18 protein-coding genes are annotated in these 23,104 nt (G+C 42.1%); 11 read left to right on the top strand and 7 right to left on the bottom strand.

All coding sequences use genetic code 11. The features are described 5' to 3' along the window. Positions 1-123: 123 nt before the first annotated feature. On the top strand, positions 124-1,416 hold the full coding sequence (locus ENH88_RS19020) for an NCS2 family permease (RefSeq protein WP_304184720.1): 1,293 nt from the start codon (positions 124-126) through the stop codon (positions 1,414-1,416). 36 nt (positions 1,417-1,452) lie between these two features. Here the strand turns inward: ENH88_RS19020 and ENH88_RS19015 are convergent, their stop codons facing one another. After that, positions 1,453-2,214: a hypothetical protein gene (locus ENH88_RS19015; protein WP_304184718.1), complete on the bottom strand. Its 762-nt coding sequence runs from the start codon at positions 2,212-2,214 to the stop codon at positions 1,453-1,455. A 319-nt stretch (positions 2,215-2,533) separates the two neighbouring features. On the opposite strand from ENH88_RS19015, the gene cysB reads away from it, so the two are divergent. Continuing rightward, positions 2,534-3,511, top strand: a complete 978-nt coding sequence (gene cysB / locus ENH88_RS19010; protein WP_304184717.1) for an HTH-type transcriptional regulator CysB — start codon at positions 2,534-2,536, stop codon at positions 3,509-3,511. Positions 3,512-3,567: 56 nt separating this feature from the next. Here the strand turns inward: cysB and ENH88_RS19005 are convergent, their stop codons facing one another. The 3 genes from ENH88_RS19005 to pabB all read right to left on the bottom strand — a co-directional run bounded on the left by ENH88_RS19005 (position 3,568) and on the right by pabB (position 6,980). Beyond that, the gene (locus ENH88_RS19005) at positions 3,568-4,944 is read right to left on the bottom strand and encodes an L-serine ammonia-lyase (protein WP_304184715.1); all 1,377 of its coding nucleotides are present in this window, start codon (positions 4,942-4,944) and stop codon (positions 3,568-3,570) included. Between the two features lie 99 nt (positions 4,945-5,043). Then, positions 5,044-5,628, bottom strand: coding sequence for an NUDIX hydrolase (locus ENH88_RS19000; protein ID WP_414704866.1), 585 nt, complete (start codon positions 5,626-5,628; stop codon positions 5,044-5,046). A 5-nt stretch (positions 5,629-5,633) separates the two neighbouring features. After that, the gene (gene pabB, locus ENH88_RS18995; protein ID WP_304184711.1) at positions 5,634-6,980 is read right to left on the bottom strand and encodes an aminodeoxychorismate synthase component I; all 1,347 of its coding nucleotides are present in this window, start codon (positions 6,978-6,980) and stop codon (positions 5,634-5,636) included. A gap of 176 nt (positions 6,981-7,156) precedes the next feature. Between pabB and ENH88_RS18990 the strand changes: the two genes are divergently transcribed. The 7 genes from ENH88_RS18990 to ENH88_RS18960 all read left to right on the top strand — a co-directional run bounded on the left by ENH88_RS18990 (position 7,157) and on the right by ENH88_RS18960 (position 19,817). Then, positions 7,157-8,683, top strand: coding sequence for a fumarate hydratase (locus ENH88_RS18990; protein WP_304184709.1), 1,527 nt, complete (start codon positions 7,157-7,159; stop codon positions 8,681-8,683). Positions 8,684-9,085: 402 nt separating this feature from the next. Further along, on the top strand, positions 9,086-10,126 hold the full coding sequence (locus tag ENH88_RS18985; protein ID WP_304184707.1) for a Leu/Phe/Val dehydrogenase: 1,041 nt from the start codon (positions 9,086-9,088) through the stop codon (positions 10,124-10,126). A gap of 250 nt (positions 10,127-10,376) precedes the next feature. After that, positions 10,377-11,012 (top strand): CatA-like O-acetyltransferase, encoded by a 636-nt coding sequence (locus ENH88_RS18980; protein WP_304184706.1) that lies wholly within the window; start codon positions 10,377-10,379, stop codon positions 11,010-11,012. Between the two features lie 175 nt (positions 11,013-11,187). Then, a complete protein-coding gene (locus ENH88_RS18975; protein ID WP_304184705.1) occupies positions 11,188-14,112 on the top strand; it encodes a ligand-binding sensor domain-containing diguanylate cyclase in 2,925 nt (974 codons plus the stop codon). A 200-nt stretch (positions 14,113-14,312) separates the two neighbouring features. Further along, positions 14,313-15,551 carry a M23 family metallopeptidase gene (locus ENH88_RS18970; RefSeq protein WP_304184704.1) on the top strand — a complete coding sequence of 413 codons (1,239 nt, stop codon included), beginning with the start codon at positions 14,313-14,315 and terminating at the stop codon, positions 15,549-15,551. A gap of 152 nt (positions 15,552-15,703) precedes the next feature. Continuing rightward, positions 15,704-16,528, top strand: coding sequence for a M90 family metallopeptidase (locus ENH88_RS18965; RefSeq protein ID WP_304184703.1), 825 nt, complete (start codon positions 15,704-15,706; stop codon positions 16,526-16,528). Between the two features lie 106 nt (positions 16,529-16,634). Then, a complete protein-coding gene (locus tag ENH88_RS18960; RefSeq protein ID WP_304184702.1) occupies positions 16,635-19,817 on the top strand; it encodes an amidohydrolase family protein in 3,183 nt (1,060 codons plus the stop codon). A gap of 43 nt (positions 19,818-19,860) precedes the next feature. Here ENH88_RS18960 and ENH88_RS18955 read toward each other — a convergent pair whose 3' ends face one another. Next, on the bottom strand, positions 19,861-20,442 hold the full coding sequence (locus ENH88_RS18955; RefSeq protein ID WP_192540778.1) for a TetR/AcrR family transcriptional regulator: 582 nt from the start codon (positions 20,440-20,442) through the stop codon (positions 19,861-19,863). A 97-nt stretch (positions 20,443-20,539) separates the two neighbouring features. Here ENH88_RS18955 and ENH88_RS18950 point away from each other — a divergent pair, with 97 nt between their 5' ends. After that, positions 20,540-21,016: an HPP family protein gene (locus ENH88_RS18950; protein WP_304184700.1), complete on the top strand. Its 477-nt coding sequence runs from the start codon at positions 20,540-20,542 to the stop codon at positions 21,014-21,016. A 30-nt stretch (positions 21,017-21,046) separates the two neighbouring features. Here ENH88_RS18950 and ENH88_RS18945 read toward each other — a convergent pair whose 3' ends face one another. Further along, the gene (locus ENH88_RS18945) at positions 21,047-21,415 is read right to left on the bottom strand and encodes a hypothetical protein (protein WP_301562367.1); all 369 of its coding nucleotides are present in this window, start codon (positions 21,413-21,415) and stop codon (positions 21,047-21,049) included. A gap of 150 nt (positions 21,416-21,565) precedes the next feature. Here ENH88_RS18945 and ENH88_RS18940 point away from each other — a divergent pair, with 150 nt between their 5' ends. Further along, the gene (locus ENH88_RS18940; protein WP_304184699.1) at positions 21,566-22,318 is read left to right on the top strand and encodes a Nif3-like dinuclear metal center hexameric protein; all 753 of its coding nucleotides are present in this window, start codon (positions 21,566-21,568) and stop codon (positions 22,316-22,318) included. Between the two features lie 13 nt (positions 22,319-22,331). Here the strand turns inward: ENH88_RS18940 and ENH88_RS18935 are convergent, their stop codons facing one another. After that, positions 22,332-23,096 (bottom strand): YdcF family protein, encoded by a 765-nt coding sequence (locus tag ENH88_RS18935; RefSeq protein ID WP_304184698.1) that lies wholly within the window; start codon positions 23,094-23,096, stop codon positions 22,332-22,334. Positions 23,097-23,104 lie beyond the last annotated feature (8 nt).

Raw genomic sequence — 23,104 nt, 5'->3', positions numbered from 1 at the left:
CCACATATATTATTGTTGTCTATTACCGCGTAAGTTTAGTCTAATACAAGGTAAAATGTCCTGCTATTCTTGAAATATATGATAAAATTGCACAATTATTCTTATCTAAAATGAAACTCATCTATGCTTGACGCGTTATTTAAAATTAGCGAGCACAATTCAACTGTGCGCCGTGAATGTATTGCTGGCCTCACAACTTTTATTACAATGGTTTATATTGTTTTTGTAAACCCTGCAATGTTAGCTGAAGCTGGTATGGATCAGGGCGCGGCGTTTGTTGCAACCTGTATAGCAGCCGCGATTGGTTGTTTTATTATGGGTCTTTGGGCTAATTACCCGTTAGCACTGGCTCCAGGTATGGGGTTAAATGCCTTTTTTACTTATGGTGTTGTACTTGGCATGGGCTATACCTGGCAGGCTGCATTAGGTGCGGTGTTTATGTCGGGCTGTATCTTTTTGTTTTTAAGTTTGTTTAAAGTCAGAGAGTGGATCATTAACGCAATCCCTTTGGTATTAAAGCAAGCAATAGCCACGGGGATTGGCGCATTCTTAGCGTTAATCGCGCTAAAAAATGCCGGTATTATTGTGGCAAGCCCTGCCACCTTAGTACAGTTAGGTGATATCACTGCAGCAGGGCCATTGCTGGCAATTTTCAGCTTTTTTGTTATTGCAGCTTTGTTGTATCGTGATTTTAAAAGTGGCGTACTGATCAGTATCTTATTAGTTACTGTCATAGCGTTAAGTTTAGGTTTAGTTGAGTATCAAGGGGTGATGTCTATGCCACCTTCAATTTTACCTACCTTTATGCAACTTGATTTTGCTGCGGCACTTGAGTTGTCAATGCTCAGTGTTATTTTTGCATTTTTGTTTGTTGATTTATTTGATACATCAGGCACTTTGGTGGCGGTAACGCAAAAAGCGGGCCTTGCTGATGAAAAAGGTAATATGCCGCGGTTAGGTCGTGCACTCAGTGCTGATAGCACAGCAACCATTGCAGGCTCGGTGCTTGGTACTTCTACAACAACGTCCTATATTGAATCGGTTGCAGGGGTTTCTGTTGGTGGTCGTACAGGCTTAACTGCGGTGGTTGTTGGTTTGTGTTTTTTACTGATGATGTTTTTTGCGCCGCTGGCTAAAATGGTGCCAGCATATGCTACTGCAGGCGCTATCTTATATGTTGCGGTATTGATGCTACAAAATCTCAAGTTTGTAAATTGGGATGATATGACTGATGCGATCCCAGTGAGTGTTGTATTACTGATGACACCACTGACGTTTTCGATTGCACATGGTATTGCGCTTGGCTTTATCTCGTACACGGCGGTAAAAGTATTGTGTGGCAAACGTGATGAAGTGAGTATTAGTGTGTGGATCTTGACGGCGATGTTTGTGGTTAAGTTCGCGTTTTTATCGTAAATCGGTTTTTAACGACTCATGCAAAGAAAAAGTGGCTTACCACTTTTTCTTTGGTGCAAATAATACATCTAAATCGTCTTGCTCTTGTTCGGCTTTCTTCTTCAGTGCCGTTGCATTTGATGCTTTTAATTCAGTACTAATAGCTTCTAAGTAACCCTCTAATTCTTGACGTTTCCCAGTGATATAGTCGTCGCTGTAGGCCACTGCTGATAATGTAGCGTAGGCTTTTTCAAAGTATTGCCGTGCTGAACCCACCATGTTGGCTGAGCGAGCGGAGATACCCCGTTTAATTTGGCTTTCTATGTTAATTCTTAATTGCAGTTTTTCTAAACGCTTATCTTCAGCAACAAAAATCTGGCTATCAACTTTACCTTTACCATGCTCAGAGCGAAGCACTGCGCGTAATTTTTTAATAGCTTGGATCAGTGATATCAATTGTTTGTCGTTATCAGGTAACACTAAGTTCTCTGAATTAGTGGCGTCAACAAGTTGGTTACTCAACCGTTCTTTTGCTTCTTTTAAGCGATTTTTTAACTCTTTAGAATTGGGAGAAAGTTGCACCATAGTTACTAAAGCATCATGAATACGGCGCTGCAGAATACGTAAAATATGCTCAGACATGGGGATGTTAGCACTATTTAGTAATACGTCTTCCGATTCTTCAATGATTTTTTTTTGTTTAGTTAAATCTTTGCGACGTTCGGTTTCTTGTTTCTCTTTATGCTGTTGTACCGCACTGACCCACAGGGCAATGACAATTAGTGCAACAATCAACATAATAATAATAGAAACGATCATGGTTTAGGTCTCAGGTTTCACAAGCTAATAATTTTTATCTTACATTAAATATATGCTAACAGGGTAGTTTTGCGCTATTTATGTCAAAAAAGAATTTATTTTCTCATTATTTATTCCTATACGGATTATGATTTTTTTTCATTTTGGGGTTCCGTTAAAAAGATGGCTACCTCAATACGAGGGTTTATGCTAGCCTAAGCACATAACCTTATAATTCTGATCCCAGAGAGTCTTTTTCTATTATTGAGTAGAAAACACTTGGCTTGACGTGATGTAGCATTTATAAATAAGCAGTATAACTACACTAAAAAATGCAGCCATGAAATTACAACAACTCAGATACATCGTCGAAGTCCAAAATCATAAACTAAATGTTTCAGCAACAGCTGAAAGTTTATTTACCTCGCAACCAGGTATTTCTAAACAAGTACGTATGTTAGAAGATGAGTTGGGTGTGCAAATTTTTGGTCGAAGTGGTAAGCACCTCACTCATGTTACGAGTGCAGGCACTGAAATTATTAACATTTCTCGTGAAATACTTTCCAAGGTCGAAGGCATCAAAGCGGTAGCAAATGAACATACCTTACCAGATCAAGGTAAGTTAAATATTGCTACCACACATACACAGGCCCGTTATGCGCTGCCAAGCGTGATCCAAGGCTTTATGAAAAAGTATCCAGCGGTGTCATTACACATGCATCAAGGTACGCCACAACAAATTTCCGATGCAGCGGCGCGCGGGGATGCCGATTTTGCCATTGCCACCGAAGCACTGCACTTATATTCAGACTTAGTGATGTTGCCGTGTTATCACTGGAACCGTAGTATCGTAGTTGCTAAAGACCATCCACTTGCGAAAAAAGCGGGATCTTTAACCGTTGCTGATATCGCCCAGTATCCGTTAATTACCTATGTATTTGGTTTTACTGGTCGCTCAGAGCTTGATAAAGCCTTTAATGCGCAGGGACTTGAACCGCATATTGTATTTACTGCAACGGATGCAGATGTGATTAAAACCTACGTACGCTTAGGTCTAGGTGTGGGTGTTGTTGCATCAATGGCGATTGATCAAATTGCAGATACTGATTTAGTGTGTATTGATGCAAGTCACTTATTTGAAGCGAGCACCACTAAAATTGGCTTTCGAAAAGGCAGTTTCTTACGCACCTATATGTATGACTTTATAGAACGTTTTGCACCGCATTTAACCAAAGAGCGGGTGGAACGAGCCAGCTTATTGCGTAATCAAGAGGACGTTGATAAGTTGTTTGAAGATATCGAGTTGCCAGTTAAGTAGCTAATATTGCAAATAAAAAAGCCGCATCGAGCGGCTTTTTTGAGCATCTTAAAAAATTAGCATTCAATAATGTTTACAGCCAAACCACCCCGTGCGGTTTCTTTGTATTTGGTTTTCATATCATTGCCGGTATCGAGCATGGTTTTGATCACTTTATCCAGTGATACCTTTTGCTCGCCACTGCCACGAATAGCTAAGCGTGATGCGTTAATCGCTTTAATCGCGCCCATTGCATTACGTTCGATACAGGGCACTTGTACTAAGCCACCGACCGGATCGCAGGTTAAACCTAGGTTATGTTCCATGCCAATCTCGGCGGCATTTTCTACCTGCAATACGCTGCCACCAACAATTTCTGTCAGTGCACCGGCAGCCATAGAGCAGGCAACACCTACTTCACCTTGGCAACCTACTTCAGCGCCTGAAATTGAGGCATTCTTTTTATATAAGATGCCAATCGCAGCGGCAGTGAGTAAGTAGCGCGTTGCGATATCGCGGTCAACTTCTTTAATAAAGGTGTGATAGTACATAAGTACCGCAGGTAAAATGCCCGCTGCGCCATTTGTCGGTGCCGTAACCACACGGCCACCGGCGGCGTTTTCTTCGTTAACGGCAAGGGCAAATAAGTCTACCCAGTCCATCGCTCGCAGTGGATCGTTACTAACTTCAATATTGAGCTTTAAATACAAACTCGGGGCACGGCGCTTTACTTTTAAACCACCGGGTAAAATGCCTTCGGTGCGCATACCGCGTTCAATACAGGCTTTCATTACTTGCCAAATATTGAATAGCTCATCTTTTATTTCATCTTCTGTGCGCAAGGTTTTTTCATTTTTCATCATCAAGCTTGATACGCTAAAACCCGACTCTTTACACATCTCAAGCAATTCTTTGGCGCTGCCAAAAGGAAAGGGGGCTGGGTTTTCTTCGCGAATATCCAGCGCTGCTTGTTTTTCTTTTTCAAATTCTTCATCGGTAACAATAAAGCCGCCACCAATTGAATAATATACTTTACTGTGGAGTTTTTCGTCACCTTTGAATGCAATGATTTCCATGGCATTTGAGTGTTTAGGTAAGGTTTTGCGACGATGAAATACGATCGCCCCTTGTTTTGGGAACTTAGCTTTATGAACTTGATTTAAATAGATAACTTGTTCGTTTTCAATTTTAGCGAGAATATCGTCAACTAAATCAGCATCTATGGTTTCCGGATCGTAACCGGCAAGCCCTAAAATAACGGCTTTACCAGAGCCATGGCCAATGCCAGTTTGGCCTAATGAACCATATAGCTCCACTTTAACGCTGGTGACATCGGTTAATAAATTTTGTTGTTGTAGTTCGTTAACGAATAAACGCGATGCACGCATAGGACCGACTGTGTGTGAAGACGACGGGCCAATGCCAATACTAAACATATCAAATGCACTGATCATAATAACTTTACTCTACTTTTACTCAGCACGATTGCTGCCTTTGAACGGTCGCACATAATAACCCGTAATTGTAGCCTTGTAACCCTTTGCGGCAGAGATTTAAACTGGTATGGCGAGCTGTTTTGTAAAGTTTTTTATAATGCTTGCCGTTGCCCCCCAGAGCAATCCATAAGGGGTTGAAAAGCCTTGTAAAGTAATTACCTTTCCGCGTCGTTCAAACGCTAAGGGTTGCCAATTGTTTACATTCGCTAAGGCGTTAATGGGCAGTAAAAAACTTGCTGCAACTTCATTGTGATCGGGTTGCCATTGGGTATTCGCTGCGAGCACACCAACAAATGGCGTGATGGTAAAGCCGGTAAGAGTAGAATAATCGGGTAATTGGCCAATCACACGGACATTCTCAGCAGCAATATTAAGCTCCTCATTTAACTCGCGCAGGGCGGTGTCACGTAAATCGATATCACTGTGTTCATATTTACCGCCGGGCAAACAAATTTCGCCAGGGTGATGATTTAAAAAGGTTGGCCGTTTACATAATAAAATGTGCGCAATGTTGTCGATATCAATCAATGGCAGCATCACGGCACTAGCGCGTTGAGTGCCTTGTAAATAAGCATGATGCGCTGGAATGTCAGTATTGGGCGCAGTTAGCTGAAAACGAGCCATAAGTTGTCGGCTATTCAAGAGGATCACTTCAATAAAGGCAAAATTTTATTTACTTTATCGTAAGTTTCTTGGTATTCCAACTCCACTTGGGAGTCAGCCACAATGCCGCCGCCAGCCCAACAATAAATATGCTGGTTATGACACACTAAGGTGCGAATGGTAATGCTGGTATCCATATTGCCACAAGCACTTAAGTAACCAATTGAGCCACAGTAAATACTGCGGCGATGTGGTTCTAATTCTTCAATAATTTCCATCGCACGTATTTTTGGTGCGCCAGTAATTGAGCCTCCAGGGAAAGCCGCTTTGAGCTGATCAACGGCGGTTTTATCAGCGGCTAATTGCGCTGTAACTGTACTGACTAAATGGTGTACGGCCGGAAAGCTCTCAATCGCAAACAACGAAGGCACGTGTACGCTACCGGGTTTGGCAACTTTACCTAAGTCGTTACGCAGTAAATCAACAATCATCACATTCTCGGCGCGATCTTTCGCTGAATTTTGTAAGCGAGTGGCTTGTGCAGCATCTTCTTGCTCGTTTGCGCAGCGCGGCAAGGTGCCTTTGATGGGCTTAGTTTCAATGTAACCTTGCTTGATGGCGATAAACCGCTCTGGCGAAATAGATACAATAGCGCCATCGGGGTGATTAATAAAACTGGAAAAGGGCGCTTTGTTGGCATCACGTAAAGTGCAGTAAGCTTGCCACGGCGAACCTTGATATTGCGCGGTAAAGCGTTGTGCTAAGTTGATTTGGTAGCAATCGCCACTGTTTAAGTATGCTTGGATTTTGGCAAATTTATCGCTGTATTGAGCAAGGCTCATATTTGATGACCAGTCACGGGTTATCTCAAATGCAGAATAAAGTGGTGTTGCGGTTGTTAACGGCTCAAGGTACAGGGCTCGTCTATCAATATTTGGCTGCGCGATATAAAACCAATGGCCGAGCTGCTTGTCGTAAATTAATGCATCAGGGTACAGACCAATCGCCATTTGTGGCATAGCAATATCATCAATTGCTTGTTCAGGTAAGTGTTCAATGACGCGGCCTAAGTCGTAACCAAAATAACCTAGCCAACCACCGCTAAACGGTAAGTCGTGCTGTGTTTTGCTGGCATCAAGCTTGGCAAGCTCGTTTTGGATGACACTAAAGCAGTCTTGCGTTGTCAGCTGGTCATCAATATAAGTGTGATTATTTTTAACTTCTAGGCGCATGCTAGGGGCTATAGCAATCAGATCATAACGGCTATTGATATGCTCGCTATTGGCAGAGTCGAGCAGTACTGCATAAGGTAAATCAGCAAAATAGGCGAAAACCTCTACACAGTTGAGCGAAATGTCTAATTGAATACAGGTTTTTTGTTGCTTTATCATCTATTTTTTTACCCTGAAAAACTGGCTCGAAACGGGCTGGGAGGGTATCATAAGTTAAAATTTTTTGGCAGCGTTTAGTGAATAACAAAGGCTGCCTATGGCTTTGCAAACCACCGTCACCGGTTTGATTTATGTTACGTGTATAAAAATACGTAAAGGTAACTTAAGGAACCCCTATGAGTACAATTCGTCAGCAAGACTTTATTGATAGCATTGAAGATGCTCTGCAATATATTTCGTTTTATCACCCACTTGATTTTGTACAAGCACTCGAAAAAGCCTATAACAAAGAGCAAAGTAAAGCGGCTAAAGATGCCATCGCGCAAATTTTAATTAACTCGCGTATGTCGGCTGAAGGTAAGCGCCCGCTATGCCAAGACACCGGCATTATTACCTGCTTTGTAAAAGTAGGTATGGATGTGAAATGGGATAAAACCGATTTAACCGTACAACAAATGGTTGATGAAGGAACGCGTCGTGCTTATTTGAACCCAGATAATCCTTTACGTGCATCGATTGTTGCAGATCCAGCAGGCACCCGTAAAAACACCAAAGACAACACGCCATCAGTGGTACACATTGATTTAGTGGCAGGCGGCGAAGTAGAAGTGATGGTTGCAGCCAAAGGCGGCGGCTCAGAAAATAAAACCAAAATGGTGATGCTGAACCCATCTGATGACGTAGCGGCATGGGTTGAAAAAACCTTACCGACCATGGGGGCTGGTTGGTGCCCACCGGGTATGCTAGGCATAGGTATTGGTGGCACGGCTGAAAAAGCAGCGGTACTAGCAAAAGAATCCCTGATGGATCCTGTTGATATCCATGAGCTTATGGAACGTGGTGCACAAACTACCGAAGAAAAGTTGCGTTTAGATATTTTTGAACGTGCTAATAAACTTGGTATTGGTGCGCAAGGTTTAGGTGGTTTAACAACGGTTGTTGATGTAAAAATTAAAACCGCACCAACACACGCCGCATCAAAACCTGTGGTAATGATCCCAAATTGTGCCGCGACTCGCCATGTTCACTTTACCCTAGATGGTTCAGGCCCTGCGAACTTAAAAGCGCCAAAACTTGAAGATTGGCCAGAAGTAACGTTTGAAGTAGGTGAAGGCACACGCCGCGTTGATTTAAATACGTTAACCAAAGAAGATACCCGCGAGTGGAAAATGGGCGAGACAGTATTATTGTCAGGCACTATTTTAACCGGTCGTGATGCGGCGCATAAACGTTTACAAGATATGATCAATTCAGGTGAAGGTTTACCAGAGGGCGTGGATTTTGATAATAAGTTTATCTACTACGTTGGCCCAGTTGATGCGGTACGTGATGAAGCAGTAGGTCCAGCAGGCCCAACAACTGCAACACGGATGGATAAATTTACCGACATGATGTTAGAGAAAACCGGCATCATTGGGATGATTGGTAAAGCAGAGCGTGGCCCTGCAACCGTTGAATCTATCAAAAACAACAAGTCAGTGTATTTGATGGCAGTAGGTGGTGCGGCATACTTAGTATCGAAAGCAATCAAAAAAGCCCGTGTTGTGGCGTTTGAAGACTTAGGTATGGAAGCTATCTATGAGTTTGAAGTAGAAGATATGCCAGTTACAGTTGCGGTAGATAGCGAAGGCGCAAATGCGCATACGCAAGGTCCTGCGATTTGGAAAGCAAAGATCGAAGAGTTAGACGGTAAATTAAAATAAACCGCCGTTGATTTTGTGCGGTATTTAGCGAATGTTAAATACCGCTTATCAGATCTGACCAGTTTCAATGAATCCCTAACTCCGCGCATAACTTACTCTATTTAAACATATATTCCCGTTATTCTGGTTGTAATATTTACTTTACACTAAACTTGCCTTTTACGTTCACGTAAAGCTATATTTGTAATCTTTCAATTAATGTGCATTTAAGTTGTTGTTTTTGTATTTTTTGTGGATTAAATATGCGGCTAATTTGTCTTATTGCATTTGTTTATGATGTTTAGTTATTTTGATTAGTTTTATCATCTCATATAGTGGTAAGGCGCAATTTGAAGTGATAAAGTCTCGGCAATTTCAGCGTGCATACCCTCTCACGGGTTACAAATTTCGGAGTAAGATAAAGTGGCTGTGTTTAATCAAGTTGACTTTGATAACCACGAACAAGTGGTTTTTTGTGCAGATAAAGAATCAGGGCTTCGAGCAATTATTGCCGTACATAATACTAATCTGGGTCCTGCCGTTGGTGGTTGCAGAATGTGGGACTATGCAAGTGATGATGATGCTATCGTTGATGCGCTGCGTTTATCAAAAGGTATGACCTATAAGAATGCAGTAGCACGCCTGCCATTTGGTGGCGGTAAATCTGTGATCATTGGTAATGCGAAAGAGATTAAATCTGAGCAGCTATTTCGTGCCTTTGGCCGTCAATTAGAGCGTTTAAATGGCAGCTATTACTCAGCCGAAGATGTTAACATCACCTGCGAAGATGTTGCCATTATGAACAAAGAAACTAACTATGTGTTAGGCCTTGAAGGTAAAAGTGGTAATCCATCACCATTTACTGCTTATGGTACTTTTTTAGGCATTAAAGCCGCGTTACAGCATCAACGTGGTGATCAGGACCTAACAGGTATTAAAGTCGCGGTACAAGGGTTAGGCGCCGTTGCTTATGGTTTATGTAAACACTTACATGAAGCCGGTGCACAATTATTTGTGACCGACATTAACCAAGTAGCGATTGACCGTGTTGTCAATGACTTTGCCGCAACTGCGGTGAGCATCGACGAGATCTATGACCTTGATGTAGACGTTTATGCGCCATGTGCACTAGGTGCTACAGTCAATGATTTAACGATCCCTCGTATTAAAGCGACTATTATTGCTGGGTGCGCAAACAACCAATTGGCAGAATCTCGTCACGGTGAAATCATTCGTGAAAAAGGTATTTTGTATGCGCCGGATTATGTGATCAACGCCGGTGGTATCATTAATGTTTATTATGAAACTGCGCCAGAAGGTTACTCTGCTGCAGCGTCAAATAAACATGTTGAAGGTATTTACGATACCCTAACTGAAATTTTTGCACGCAGTGAAAAAGAGCAAAAATCAACGCATTTAATTGCCGATGAACTAGCACAAGAGATCATCAAAAACGGTTTATAATAGCCGAATACCAATCGTGTTAAGTTATTAGCCATTTATAGCGACAGATAAATAGAGTGATAACAAGGCATAAATTTCGACATGTAGTTGTTCTACTTTAGAAATTTATAACGCAGTTAGCGCTTTATTTAGCACGCTAGAATGGTTAAATATTTAAGCCGATTGGTATATAGGCGTGTTATTGCACGCCTTTACTTTATGTAATAAATCACTCACGATACGCTTACCCTAAGCCGTTTAGTTTTAAATAATGACCCCAATCGATTTAACCTCATGGTCACGCCAACAACACTTCTCTTTGTTTAAAGAGTTTACGCAACCTTATTTTAATGTCTGTGTACGGCTCGATGTGGCAGCACTTTATCAGTATTGTAAAGCACAACAGTGTTCATTTTTTCATGCTTATATTTATGCGGCGTTACAGGCCAGTCATGCTTATCAGCCAATGCTGCTGCGTATTATTGATAACATGCCTTGGCAATTAACAACTCAGCGGGCCAGTGTTGTTGAGCTTGCAGATGATGATACTTTTCGGTTTAGTTATTTGTTACCGCAGTCTAGCTTTGCTGATTTCCAAGTGCATGCCAGTGCTGTGAGCCTAGCAGCAAAACAACAACCTTTATTTTCAGATGCTTTTGCATGCACAGAAGGGCAAGCGGATCTGCTGCATATTTCAGTGTTACCTTGGTTGGATTTTATGAGCTTCTCTCATGCCTTTAGCCAAGCAGATAATTTCGGTATTCCAAAATTAGTGTTTGGTAAATTTAATGCCAAAACCGGAAAAATGCCGCTTTCCATAGATGTACATCATGCATTAATGGATGGTTTGCATGTGGCAAAGTTTATTGAACACCTGCAACGCAGTATTGATGACTTTTCTGTTTAGTTTAGACGTAAACACATTGTGTTATTTAGTTAATGAAACTAAAACTAAGACTATGTTAGTATAATTGCCGAACAGTGAAATGTAATGATAATTAAATACTAATAAATCATTATTAATTTAATTTGTGTTAATGCTAAGTTGTTAGCTCGCCATAATTACAAAGGCGTTTAGTATAATGATCCGTTTAGGTCTTTGTTTTTTCATTTTTGTTGTCTTTAGCAGCTTTGCTGCTGAGCAAACTCGCTTACCTCTGAATGACTATTTTGCTGAAACATGGAATACCCGCTCGGGCTTACCACATAATAGTATTAATAGTGTTGCGCAAACCAGTGATGGTTATGTGTGGATTGCGACCTGGGAAGGATTAGTCCGTTTTAATGGTCGTGAATTTAAGCTATTTTCCCGCTCAGAAATAGCCGGTTTACCTGATTCCGGTTTACGTAGCCTAGCCCCGCAAGCCGATGGCAGTTTGTATATTTCAGGAGCACGCGGTGGTATTAGTCATTTAAAAAATAGGCAATGGATTGCGCAAGACAATGCGTCAGCCATGGTTAATTATGTTTTAAAAACCCGTTCAGGTGAAATGTGGTTAGCACTAGAAGGCGACGGTGTTACATATCGTGAGTTTGATAATGGCCCAGAACATAGGGTATTAGTTAATTTCAGCGCATATAGATTAGTTGAAGATGCGAGTGGGGTGATCTGGGCCGCTACTAGCGATGGTTTGTATCGAGTCGAAAATAAAACGGCACAATTGGTTACGCCAAGTAGTGGATTACCTAACAGCTCTATTTATTCGGTATTATTAACTAAACAAGGCCAACTCATTGTTGCAGGTGAAAAAGGTGCGTGGCGATTAGTGGGTGATATGTTTGAAAGTATTCATACCCAATTAGATGGAGAATCTATCTCTAGTCTATTACAAGATGATCATGATGACATTTGGTTTGGTACTATCAATAAAGGTCTCTTTAGGCTCAGTGAAATTGGTTTAGAGCAACTGGATGCCGACGCAGGTTTACCGGCAAATCGTATTTTATCGTTAATGCAGGATCGTGAAAAAAGCATCTGGGTTGGTACTAACGGCGGTGTCTATCGATTACGCGAAGCCCCTTTTTCGTCATGGACAAAAAAACGTGGACTTAATGGCGACTATGTACGCAGCGTACTTTCTCGCCCTGATGGCAGTATCTGGGTGGGGAGTAGCTTAGGTTTAAATCGCATTAGTGATGATAAAGTAGAGGCGATTAAACCTGCATTTGATCAAGATCCCTTATCAATTCTCAGCTTAGCTGAAGATCAACAAGGAAATGTCTGGGTCGGTACTTATACCAGTGGTTTAATGCGTGTTATTGATAAAAAAATCTACCCAGTAATAAATCGTGATTATGGCTTAGCAAGTAATGAAATCAGAGCACTTTTGTTTGATAACGAACAACGCTTGTGGGTCGGCTCTGCTGCAGGGCTAACACGTATAGAACCCGATGGTTCATTAACTCAATATACAACCAAACAGGGTCTACCTGGTGATTTTATTATGGCACTTGCGCTTGATAGCCATGGCAACATTTGGGTTGGCACGGGGGTTGGTGTTGCTATGTTTAATAGTGCCTTAGGGGAATTTAAAGGGCAGGCATTTCCTAAACAATTTAATGCAGAATATGCATTTGGTTTTTACGCTCAACAAAACTTTATGTGGATGACCACAGATAGAGGTTTGATTCGCTTTAATATTATTACTGGCGATATTGCGATGTTGGGTCGTGAACAAGGTTTACCAGTTGATAAGCTCTTTCAGCTAGTGGCACAAGGTGATTCGTTTTGGTTGTCGAGTAATCGTGGCATCATTCAAGTTAAGCAGCAGCAAGTGAATGACTTTTTAGATGATCCAATCAATGCTAAAAGCCAAAAATTACAGTATCAACTGTATGATGAAGGCGATGGTATGCTAAGCGCCCAAGCCAATGGTGGCTCTAACCCGGCTGCAACACTTCATAATGATGGCAGTATTTGGTTTGCTACTTCCCAAGGAGCGAGTACTGTTGTGCCTGAACGTATAAAACAAGCCACGCAAATATCATTGCCAACAGTGATAGAAAATTTGTATGTAGATGGTAAAAATACCCCGTTATTATATGCTGAAGAAGTGCTACTTTTACCGCCAAGTACGTCGCGATTGTCATTTCATTATGCTGGCTTGAGTTTCATTATGCCGCAGCGGCTCAACTTTCAAACAAAATTGCTTGGTTATAATAACGAGTGGGTAAATCGCCAGCGCTTAACAATTACAGAATATACAAATCTTGCTCCGGGTAAATATACTTTTATGGTACGAGCGGGATACCCAAATGGTCAGTGGCAGGATAATTATAAAACGGTAAATTTTGTTATTCAGTCGTATTTTTGGCAAAAAACAAGCTTCAAACTGGTAATGTTTTTTACTTTACTATTGCTTGCATACGCCTTGTATCAATATCGTCTTTATCATTATAAAAAAATTGAAAAGGAGCTCATGATTCGTGTCGAGCAACAAACTAGAGACTTGCAACAGCAAACGGATGCATTTGCTCATCAAGCAACTCATGATCAGCTAACCGATTTGCCAAATCGTCGTGCCTTTGATAGTTGGCTAGCTGATAATTTTTCAGATTTTAAACAGCAAGCTTTACCTTTGGCTATTGCGATTATGGATATCGATCATTTCAAACGAATTAATGACGGTTGGTCACATATTATTGGCGATCGGGTAATTTGCGTAGTTGCTCATTTGTTAGGCCAATGTGGTGAGAGCGACGCAAGCCAAGTCGCTCGTTGGGGAGGTGAAGAGTTTACCTTACTATTCCCTAATAAAACCGCACAACAAGCCGCGCAATTATGTGAACAATTACGGGTGGAAATTGCCAATTATGATTTTTCAAATATTGCTAGCGGGTTATCTGTAACGGTCAGCTTTGGTGTCGCTGACTCATTGAACGTTAATGATTATGATCGGTTACTAGCGCAAGCTGATCAGGCATTATATAAAGCAAAAAGTAATGGCCGAAACAGGGTAGAAATAACATTTTCAGATACATTTAGCGCTAAACAATTGAATCCTTAATGTGCTTTTTTGTAATTTGCTTGTGTATTTTTTATGCGCTTATTTTTATCAGAGAAAGCCCGCTGCAGACCATGCTATATCAGGTACATAAAATATATTTATGTAAACATTAAAACACTTCATTAACATCTGCTTAACCTTGATGTTATATCTTTGTTCCCAGTTGGGGATATTTTTGATATTTATACAAGGAACAACAGATGAAAAATAATATAGTTAATCTTGCACTAGCGAGTATTTTAGGCGTGTCACCTGCGGTATTTGCAGAAGGTCATAAGCACGATAATTTTTCGTTTACAGCCCAGTCTATTGAATCACTAAAATTAAACTCTTTACTGGCTGTTGATGATACTCAGTTTGTATTTAATAATGCCTTATTGAATGAAGACTGGGATAACTTTTTTGCTCTACATGCTCCTGCACTACAAGATAAAAAAGAGCTTATTCTGCATTGGGCAGGTTATGCGAGTATTAATCCGAAAATTATTTTAGCCTTGCTTGAACAGCAAAGCGGTTTACTTTCAAACCCTGCTGCTGATAGCACTAACCCGCTAGCGGGTTTATCTGATGAGCGGGGTTTTGATGCGCAAGTAGAAGATGTGGTTACAAAATTAAGTCAGCGGTTTTATGCTTACAAACAGTGGCAAGATAGCCAAGTGACGGCAAAAAAATCAAAATACGCGAGCACGGCTATAAGCAACTCGGCCATTACAAATAGCAGCACAGCTGCAACGGCTGCCTTGGTTAGTGTGTTTAAAAAGCGTAATAAATTAGCCGTGGAGCAAGATAACGTTCATCACGCTAATAGCGATTTAACAGGCTTTTTAGCCACTTTTGATAGCTTATTCCCCGAAAGTAGTGCACAGCTACAACGTTCATCAAAAAGTGCAGCAAAAAGCAGTCGTCAACAGTTTACAGCTGCCAGCTTTTCCATGGATCTACCTTGGCCATCAGGTTATTGGTATAGCGGGGGGGCCCATTCAAATACTGGCTCTGGCTATCCATATTCATCACTTGATTTTAATAATGGTTCGGGTAACTGGGGCAGTAATACACCATACGTACAAGCGGCTCATGGCGGCACAGTCACGCGTTTTTCATCGTGCAATATTCGCGTAACGCACTCCAGTGGTTATGCAACCAACTATTATCATATGTCTAACTTACAATATACCAGTGGTGATTATGTACAACCTGGCGCATGGCTTGGCCGTTATGCTAACAACTATAATCAGGCCTTGTGTGAAGGCGGTCAATCATCAGGCCCGCATGTACACTTCACACTGTTGTATAACGGTCAGCAGGTGTCACTGCACAATCAGTACATCAGTGGCCATCGTATTGATGTAGGTAACAGTAATTATGATGATAACTGTAACCGCTTCTATTTCGAGCGTTATGGTTATAAAACCTGCGCATGGCAGCCACTGTATCGTTAATTCTACAAGCTGTTAACCTGTATTTAGGTTAACAGCATGTCAAGGAGCCGTAGCTCCTAAATCGATATGCGGCGTTTTATTTGTAGTTAACTAATTGAATTTACCAGCCAACGGACATATTAATACTGCATAGCTTTTTAGTGGACACTCATATGGTAAATGGATTATTAATACTGGCGCTAATTGCGTTTGTGGCTGTTTATTGGCGTTGGCCGGTAATTCAAAATCGACTGTGGCAAAAGAAATACCGAGATTACCGTTTAGACGCAAAACAAACAGCATTACTGTTACGTTGTATGCCTATCTACCAAAGAATGACCGATAGCGATCGTGAGAAATTAGAACGTCATATTGTGTGGTTTTTAAATGAGAAACGTTTTATCGGCTGTGATGGTTTACAGTTAAATGATGCCATGAAGCTGATAGTTGCAGCTGACGCATGCGTGTTAGTGCTCAACAAACCATGGCCCTTATATCAAAATGTGAAAGAGATTTTGCTTTACCCTAGTGCATATTATGCCCCACAAACGTCCCGTGACAATGCTGGGCTGGTAAGTTATCACAATACGGTACGCCAAGGAGAGTCGTGGCCTGGCGGCACTTTAGTACTGAGCTGGCATGATGTATTAGAAGGTAACCGTTTGCCCAGTGACGGACATAATTTAGTGTTTCATGAGTTTGCTCATCAACTTGATCAAGAAACTGGAAAAACAACCGGCACGCCGTTATTAGCCAAGCAAGCGGATTATCAACAATGGGGGCGTGTTTTTAGCCGTGCTTATAATCAGTTAAAAACGCATGTGGCTTATAATATGCCCCATGTTATTCATAGTTATGGCGCGACTAATGAAGCCGAATTTTTTGCTGTAGTCACTGAAACCTTTCTTGAAAAACCCGCCGAGCTGCGCCATTACGACCCTGAAATATACAGTTTGTTGGTCGGTTATTACCAGTTTGACCCGATAAAATGGCATTAACCGCCAAATAACTGCGCTTTATCAGATATCGCTGGTAACTTGCAGCCGTTTTTGTTGCAATCATGTTCATAAGATGAAAACCGCAATAAAAATAAGCGAGAATGCAATGAAAACAATGCTTCATACAGCGATGGCTGTTGCTGTGTCATTGGCACTTTATGGCCAAGCTCAGGCAGCGGATAATAATGATGAAAAATGGCAAGTAGATGCGCCACAAGGGCAGTTTACTGATGCCGCTATCAGTGTCTCACAAGGCACTTGGATGAATATTGATGTTAGCCCTGATGGCAAAACCATCGTATTTGATTTGCTGGGTGATATTTATACCATGCCAATGGCAGGTGGCACAGCGGTGCAGCTTACTTCTGATATTGCATGGCAAATGCAGCCACGTTTTAGTCCTGATGGAAAGCATATTGCGTTTACCTCAGATCAAGGTGGTGGCGATAATATCTGGCTAATGGATGTAAATGGTGAAAACCAAACGCCGGTAACCGATGAAACGTTTCGCCTGCTCAATAGCCCTGCTTGGAGTCCTGATGGCGATTACATAGTTGCTCGTAAACACTTTACTGCAACGCGCTCACTGGGCGCTGGTGAAGTATGGCTTTATCATAAAGCGGGTGGTAAAGGTGTACAACTCACTCAACGCGCGGATGACCAAAAAGATTTAGGTGAGCCAATGTTCTCACCGGATGGCCGTTATGTGTATTTTTCTCATGATGCAACACCGGGTAAAACCTTCCACTATTCAAAAGATTCCGTTGCTGGTATTTATAAAATCAAACGCTATGATCGGCAAACGGGTGAGATAGAAACGATTATTGATGGTGTCGGCGGTGCAATTCGACCAACCCCTTCGCCTGATGGCAAAAAGCTTGCGTATATTAAGCGTGACGACTTCCAAACGAGCCTGTATTTATATGATTTAACCAGCGGCAAACACACCAAGTTATACGATAAGCTTGAACGTGATATGCAAGAAACATGGGCTATTCATGGTGTGTATCCAACCATTGCCTGGACCCCAGATAACCAACAACTGGTGTTTTGGGCGGGTGGTACTATTCACAAACTGGATGTAAGTGACGGTGATGTAGAAACTGTGCCATTTGCAGTTAAAACCAGTAAGAAAATTCAAAAAGCAGTGCGCTTTACGCAGAACATTGATAGCGATGAATTTGCTGTAAAAATGCTCCGTAACGTGCAGGTGTCACCGGATGGTGAAACGGCAATTTTTGAAGCGCTAGGGCATATTTATAAACGCGATTTAGAGTCAGGTAAAGTTAAACGTTTAACTACAGAAGATGATCACTTTGAGTTGTTCCCGCAGTTTTCCCGTGATGGTAAAAAAATCGTTTATGTAACCTGGGACGATAACGAGCAGGGCGCTGTACGAGTTGTATCTGCACGCAGTGGTCGTGGTGATGCTATCACCACAGAGCCGGGTAAATATGTTGAGCCAACCTTTAGCCCTGATGGTAAAACGGTGGTGTATCGTAAAGCCTCTGGTGGCAGTATTTTAAACCCTGATTGGTCTTTGCACCCTGGTATTTATGCAGTGAGCAGTAAAGGCGGTAAAGCAGAACTTATTACTAAAAGTGGTTATCAGCCACAGTTTGCAGCAGAAAATGACCGTATTTATGTAATGAGCCCGTGGCCAAAGCCTACGTTGAGCATGGTTGAGCTGGATTCGAAAAAAATCACTAAGCTTTATGAGTCAGAGCATGCCACTGAGTTTAGAGTCTCGCCTGATGGTAAATATTTAGCTTTTGCAGAACGCTTTAAAGTGTTCGTTACTCCTTTAGTGCAAAGTGGAAAAACCATTAATATTGGTCCTAAAGACAGCCAGTTCCCAATCGAGCAGTTATCTGTGCGTGCCGGTGAGAATATCAGCTGGAGCGCCAGCAGCGATAAACTGTATTGGAGCTTAGGCCCTGAGCTTTATCATGCAAGCTTGGCAGGTTTATTTGATATAAATAAAGCGGATGACGCTGATTTTAAAGTAACAAGCGGCGATAACATTGGCTTTAGTAGCAAAATGGCTGAACCAAAAGGCATGATAGCCTTAACGGGCGCACGTATTATTACCATGAAAGGTGAGCAAGTCATTGAAAATGGCGTATTACTAACCGATGGCAAGCATATTAAAGCCGTTGGCAGCGCCGGTGATGTTAGCATTCCAAAAGGCGCCCAAGTGATCGACGTCACTGGCAAAACCATTATGCCAGGGATTGTTGATGCGCACGCGCATGGCTCACAAGCCAGTGATGAAATTATTCCTGAGCAAAACTGGAAAAACTTAGCCGGTTTATCGTTGGGTGTAACCACGATTCACGATCCATCAAACGATACCACGGAAATTTTTGCTGCCAGCGAAATGCAAAAAGCGGGAAACATAGTTGGTCCGCGTATCTTCTCAACCGGTACTATTTTATATGGCGCCAATATGCCTGGTTATACGTCGCATATTGATTCGTTAGAGGATGCAAAATTTCATCTAGAGCGTTTAAAGAAAGTCGGTGCATTTAGTGTTAAGTCATATAACCAACCACGCCGTGAACAGCGCCAGCAAGTGATTGAAGCCGGTAGAGAGCTTGAGATGATGGTGGTACCAGAAGGCGGCTCATTACTGCAACATAACTTAACCATGGTGGTTGATGGTCACACCGGGATTGAGCATTCAATACCAGTGGCAAATATTTATGATGACATTAAGCAGCTTTGGTCACAAAGTGATGTAGGTTACACGCCAACGCTCGGTGTTGCCTATGGCGGGATTTGGGGTGAGAACTATTGGTATGATAAAACAGACGTGTGGAATCATCCGCGTTTGAGTAAATTTGTGCCAAAAAACCAATTGCTACCGCGTTCAATGCGTCGCGTTAAAGCACCCGATCATCACTATAATCACTTTAATAATGCCCGCGTTGCAAAAGAGCTGCAAGATTTGGGCGTATTAGTGAATTTAGGTGCGCATGGCCAGCGCGAAGGACTTGCCGCGCATTGGGAGATCTGGATGTTTGCGCAAGGCGGTATGACACCACTTGAGGCAATTCGTGCGGCGACGCTTGATCCGGCAAAGTACATCGGCCTTGATCAAAATATCGGTTCATTAGAAGTCGGTAAACTGGCTGACTTAATGGTGATCGATGGCAATCCACTGACGAATATCCGTGATACAGATAAAGTTGATTACACTATGATCAACGGTCGCTTGTTTGATGCCGCGACTATGAATGAAGTTGGCAAAAAAGCACGTGACAAACTGTACTTTGAAGATAAGTAATTATTAAATAAACCAATCAAAAGCGGCTGAATAGTCGCTTTTTTTATGGCTGCACATTCATTAACTGACATAACAACTCTGGATTTTGTAAAAAGTGATTCGTTGTATGCGTGACTCGCGCTTGGCAGATCATGCCCTCTTTTAGAGTCATCAGCAGCTGCGCCAGTTGAGCGGCTTTAGCGGGCTGGTTTTGTAATTGCGCCGTTTGGCTGAGTGTATCAATTAGCAGAGTTAGCACCGCTTGTTTATGTGCTGCGCACTGCAAAGCAATAGGATGATCGGGCACAGGATATTCTGCCGCAGTATTAATAAAGAAACAGCCATTAAAATTGCCAAGCTCGGGCGCTTTATTATCTATCCAAGTTGCGATAGCACCAAATAATGCACAGGCAACGTCTAGTGGCGTTGTACTGCCTGCAATTTGCTTGCTTAACCAGGTATTAAAACGCTGATCTCTCACCTCAAGACACGCGCAGATCAACTCATCTTTACTGACGAAATGATTATAAAGCGTTTTTTTTGCAACACCTGATCCTTTAAGTATTTCATTAATGCCTACCGCATGGATGCCTTTTTGATAGAAGGCACTGAGTGCGGTATTAATTATCTGGGTACGTTTATCCATGGCTGCTCCTAGTCAAAAAGTAAGCTTGACATAAGTAGACCGACTTGTCTACACTGCTGCGTGTAGACAAGTCGGTCTACTTTGTTTGGAGGTAACTATGAATTATCCGTTTTATAAAGCACTCAGTGCCGGTGTATTTTCTGCAATGACATTATTGGTGTTGGCGTATTTAGAAAGTTTAGGGAATTATGGAATTTGGTTAATGGCCCCTTTTGGTGCTACAGCGGTGTTAGTGTTTGGCGTGCCACACAGCCCGCTAGCAAAAGCAAAAAACGTGATAATAGGGCATTTTTTAACTGCGTTAATTGGTGTTGTTTTTGTGAATTTTGTGGGTGTTGAGCCAATTAGCATTGCTGTAGCTACGGGTTTGGCTATCACAGCCATGATGCTGACAGACACCATTCATCCTGCTGCCGGTGCGAACCCTATTCTAATCATGTTAAGTGGGCAAAGTTGGGATTTCCTGCTCATGCCAGTGTTGCTTGGCACTGTATTTATTGTGCTGTGCGGTACATTATCTAACGGCGCAAATAAAAAAGTTGCGCAATACGTGACGCACAAAAAAACCGCTTAAAAGCGGTTTTTTAATAACAGCTAAATTAGCTTACACAACACCGCGCGGTAGGCGACAATCGTGATCTTTTTCAGCTAGGTACACAATCCAAAGTTCTTCGGCTGTGTAACCTTCTTCATTCGCTGTTGTTATAGTAAATGGCGCTTTTTTAACAGCTGCTTTAGCGGGAGCTACTTTAGTTTTAGTTTTTTTAGCTGGTGCTTTAGCGGCAGGTTTGTCAGACGTTGTGCCTGATGTTAACTGCTCTGTTAATTCAGCAACTTCTGCAAGGCGTAAATTTTTGCCGCCATCGATGCTGTACCAACCAGGTTTGGTGGTGATTTCAGGTTTCTTACCGTTGGCTGCTTGATATGCAGCTTCAAAGGCATTTAATACTTCTGTTTTGTCTAGTTTGCTCATCAGAGACCCTATACGTTGTAAACACAGATTGAGAATATTTATTTATACCTATTTTTGACTTACTTTTCAATTTTTTGCGATTTTCCTTCCATTTTAGCCCTATAAACGCCAAAATTTGCACAGAATTTAACGCTAATCTGGAATAATAAAATGCAGCGCAGAGAATTTAATCACTTATTAAATACTATTTTAAGACCGGATGCTATCCAAGATTTTTGTCCAAATGGCTTACAAGTTGAAGGACGTGAGCAGGTCAAAAAAATTGTTACGGGTGTCACTGCCAGCCAAGCATTAATAGATGCTGCAATTGCTCATAACGCAGATACAATATTAGTTCATCATGGCTATTTTTGGAAAGGTGAAGCGCAAGCAATTACCGGGATTAAAAAACGTCGCATAGCTGCGCTGCTTAATCACGATATAAATTTGTTTGCGTACCACCTTCCTCTTGATGTGCACCCGGTAATAGGCAATAACGCACAACTTGCCCAATTACTTGACTTGGAAATGAGCGCAGGTTTAGAGCCTGTGGTAAACAGCGTGGCGGTAAAAGGGCGATTAAAAACCCCGATGAGTGGCGAACAGTTCGCACAAAAGATAGCAAGGGTATTAAACCGAGAGCCATTGGTTAGTTTAGTACGCGATGAACCAATTGAAACAATTGCGTGGTGCACCGGCGGCGGTCAAGGGTATATCGATTTGGCGGCAAGCCAAGGCATAGATGCATACCTAACTGGCGAGGCATCAGAGCAAACCATCCATAGCTCCCGAGAACAGCATATTGATTTTTTTGCCGCAGGCCATCACGCCACCGAGCGCTATGGTATAAAAGCGCTCGGTGAGTTATTGGCTGAGCAACATGGCTTTGATGTAACCTTTATTGATATAGATAACCCAGTGTAACCCTGAACTTGATTTAGAGCGCTTCTGGATCAATCCAGCGGCGCACGTTTATCCACGCACTTCCTAGTACTTCACGCCAATAACGGGTAACGGCCTTGAGCACTTCTACATTTGGAATATATTGTTTGTGAGTAGGCCAGGCGGAGAAATCATAAAAATCCGTAGCGGCAGGGATCACGTCAACACCTTGAGCATTAAATAAATCGCTTGCCCGTGCCATATGACTGGCTGAGGTGACCAGTGCCACTTTAAAATCAACTAGGGTGGGTGCTAGAAGTCTTGCTTCGTCGGCGGTATCCATGGCTGCGGGGTTTTGTTTGATGCGCGTTGCATCCACTCCTAAACTGATGGCAGTTTGTTGCATCAAGCTACTATTGGTGACTTTTGCATAGCCACCGCCTGAAACAATAAGTTGCGCATTAGGGTAAATGTTGGCTAACCGCAGGCCTTCAACTAAGCGACTTTTAGCACAATTACCGAGCTGACTATTGGCACTAAGTTGTGGGTTGGGATTTACGTCGCAACCAAGTACCACTATTTTATCGAGTGCTGGCTGCTGATTTGAGTGAAAGGTGTATTTTAATTGCGAACTTGGATCTATTATTTGTTGGCCAATAAATGGGGTGCTGACCAGCAGTAAAAAGCTGATTGCGAAGATACCAATATACGCGCTGAGCTTATTGGTGCGCAGCGCGATAACCAGAGCGATAAAGCACAGTATTCCCAATAACGGTAACGGCATAAGCATTGCGCCGAGGATTTTTTTTAATTCAAACATTACAGTAG

The sequence above is a fragment of the Pseudoalteromonas prydzensis genome (genome assembly GCF_011050055.1).
Lineage (GTDB): Bacteria > Pseudomonadota > Gammaproteobacteria > Enterobacterales > Alteromonadaceae > Pseudoalteromonas > Pseudoalteromonas prydzensis_A.
This window is presented reverse-complemented; position numbering and strand designations above follow the sequence as displayed.

Excerpts from the sequence above, each read along its gene's own strand:
- ENH88_RS18940 (WP_304184699.1), top strand. The coding sequence starts at position 21,566 with ATGCAGCGCAGAGAATTTAATCACTTATTAAATACTATTTTAAGACCG.
- ENH88_RS18970 (WP_304184704.1), top strand. The coding sequence starts at position 14,313 with ATGAAAAATAATATAGTTAATCTTGCACTAGCGAGTATTTTAGGCGTG.
- ENH88_RS18990 (WP_304184709.1), top strand. The coding sequence starts at position 7,157 with ATGAGTACAATTCGTCAGCAAGACTTTATTGATAGCATTGAAGATGCT.
- ENH88_RS18975 (WP_304184705.1), top strand. The coding sequence starts at position 11,188 with ATGATCCGTTTAGGTCTTTGTTTTTTCATTTTTGTTGTCTTTAGCAGC.
- ENH88_RS18950 (WP_304184700.1), top strand. The coding sequence starts at position 20,540 with ATGAATTATCCGTTTTATAAAGCACTCAGTGCCGGTGTATTTTCTGCA.
- ENH88_RS18935 (WP_304184698.1), bottom strand. The coding sequence starts at position 23,096 with ATGTTTGAATTAAAAAAAATCCTCGGCGCAATGCTTATGCCGTTACCG.
- ENH88_RS18945 (WP_301562367.1), bottom strand. The coding sequence starts at position 21,415 with ATGAGCAAACTAGACAAAACAGAAGTATTAAATGCCTTTGAAGCTGCA.
- ENH88_RS18960 (WP_304184702.1), top strand. The coding sequence starts at position 16,635 with ATGAAAACAATGCTTCATACAGCGATGGCTGTTGCTGTGTCATTGGCA.
- ENH88_RS19020 (WP_304184720.1), top strand. The coding sequence starts at position 124 with ATGCTTGACGCGTTATTTAAAATTAGCGAGCACAATTCAACTGTGCGC.
- ENH88_RS18980 (WP_304184706.1), top strand. The coding sequence starts at position 10,377 with ATGACCCCAATCGATTTAACCTCATGGTCACGCCAACAACACTTCTCT.
- ENH88_RS18955 (WP_192540778.1), bottom strand. The coding sequence starts at position 20,442 with ATGGATAAACGTACCCAGATAATTAATACCGCACTCAGTGCCTTCTAT.
- ENH88_RS19015 (WP_304184718.1), bottom strand. The coding sequence starts at position 2,214 with ATGATCGTTTCTATTATTATTATGTTGATTGTTGCACTAATTGTCATT.
- ENH88_RS19005 (WP_304184715.1), bottom strand. The coding sequence starts at position 4,944 with ATGATCAGTGCATTTGATATGTTTAGTATTGGCATTGGCCCGTCGTCT.
- cysB (WP_304184717.1), top strand. The coding sequence starts at position 2,534 with ATGAAATTACAACAACTCAGATACATCGTCGAAGTCCAAAATCATAAA.
- ENH88_RS18965 (WP_304184703.1), top strand. The coding sequence starts at position 15,704 with ATGGTAAATGGATTATTAATACTGGCGCTAATTGCGTTTGTGGCTGTT.
- pabB (WP_304184711.1), bottom strand. The coding sequence starts at position 6,980 with ATGATAAAGCAACAAAAAACCTGTATTCAATTAGACATTTCGCTCAAC.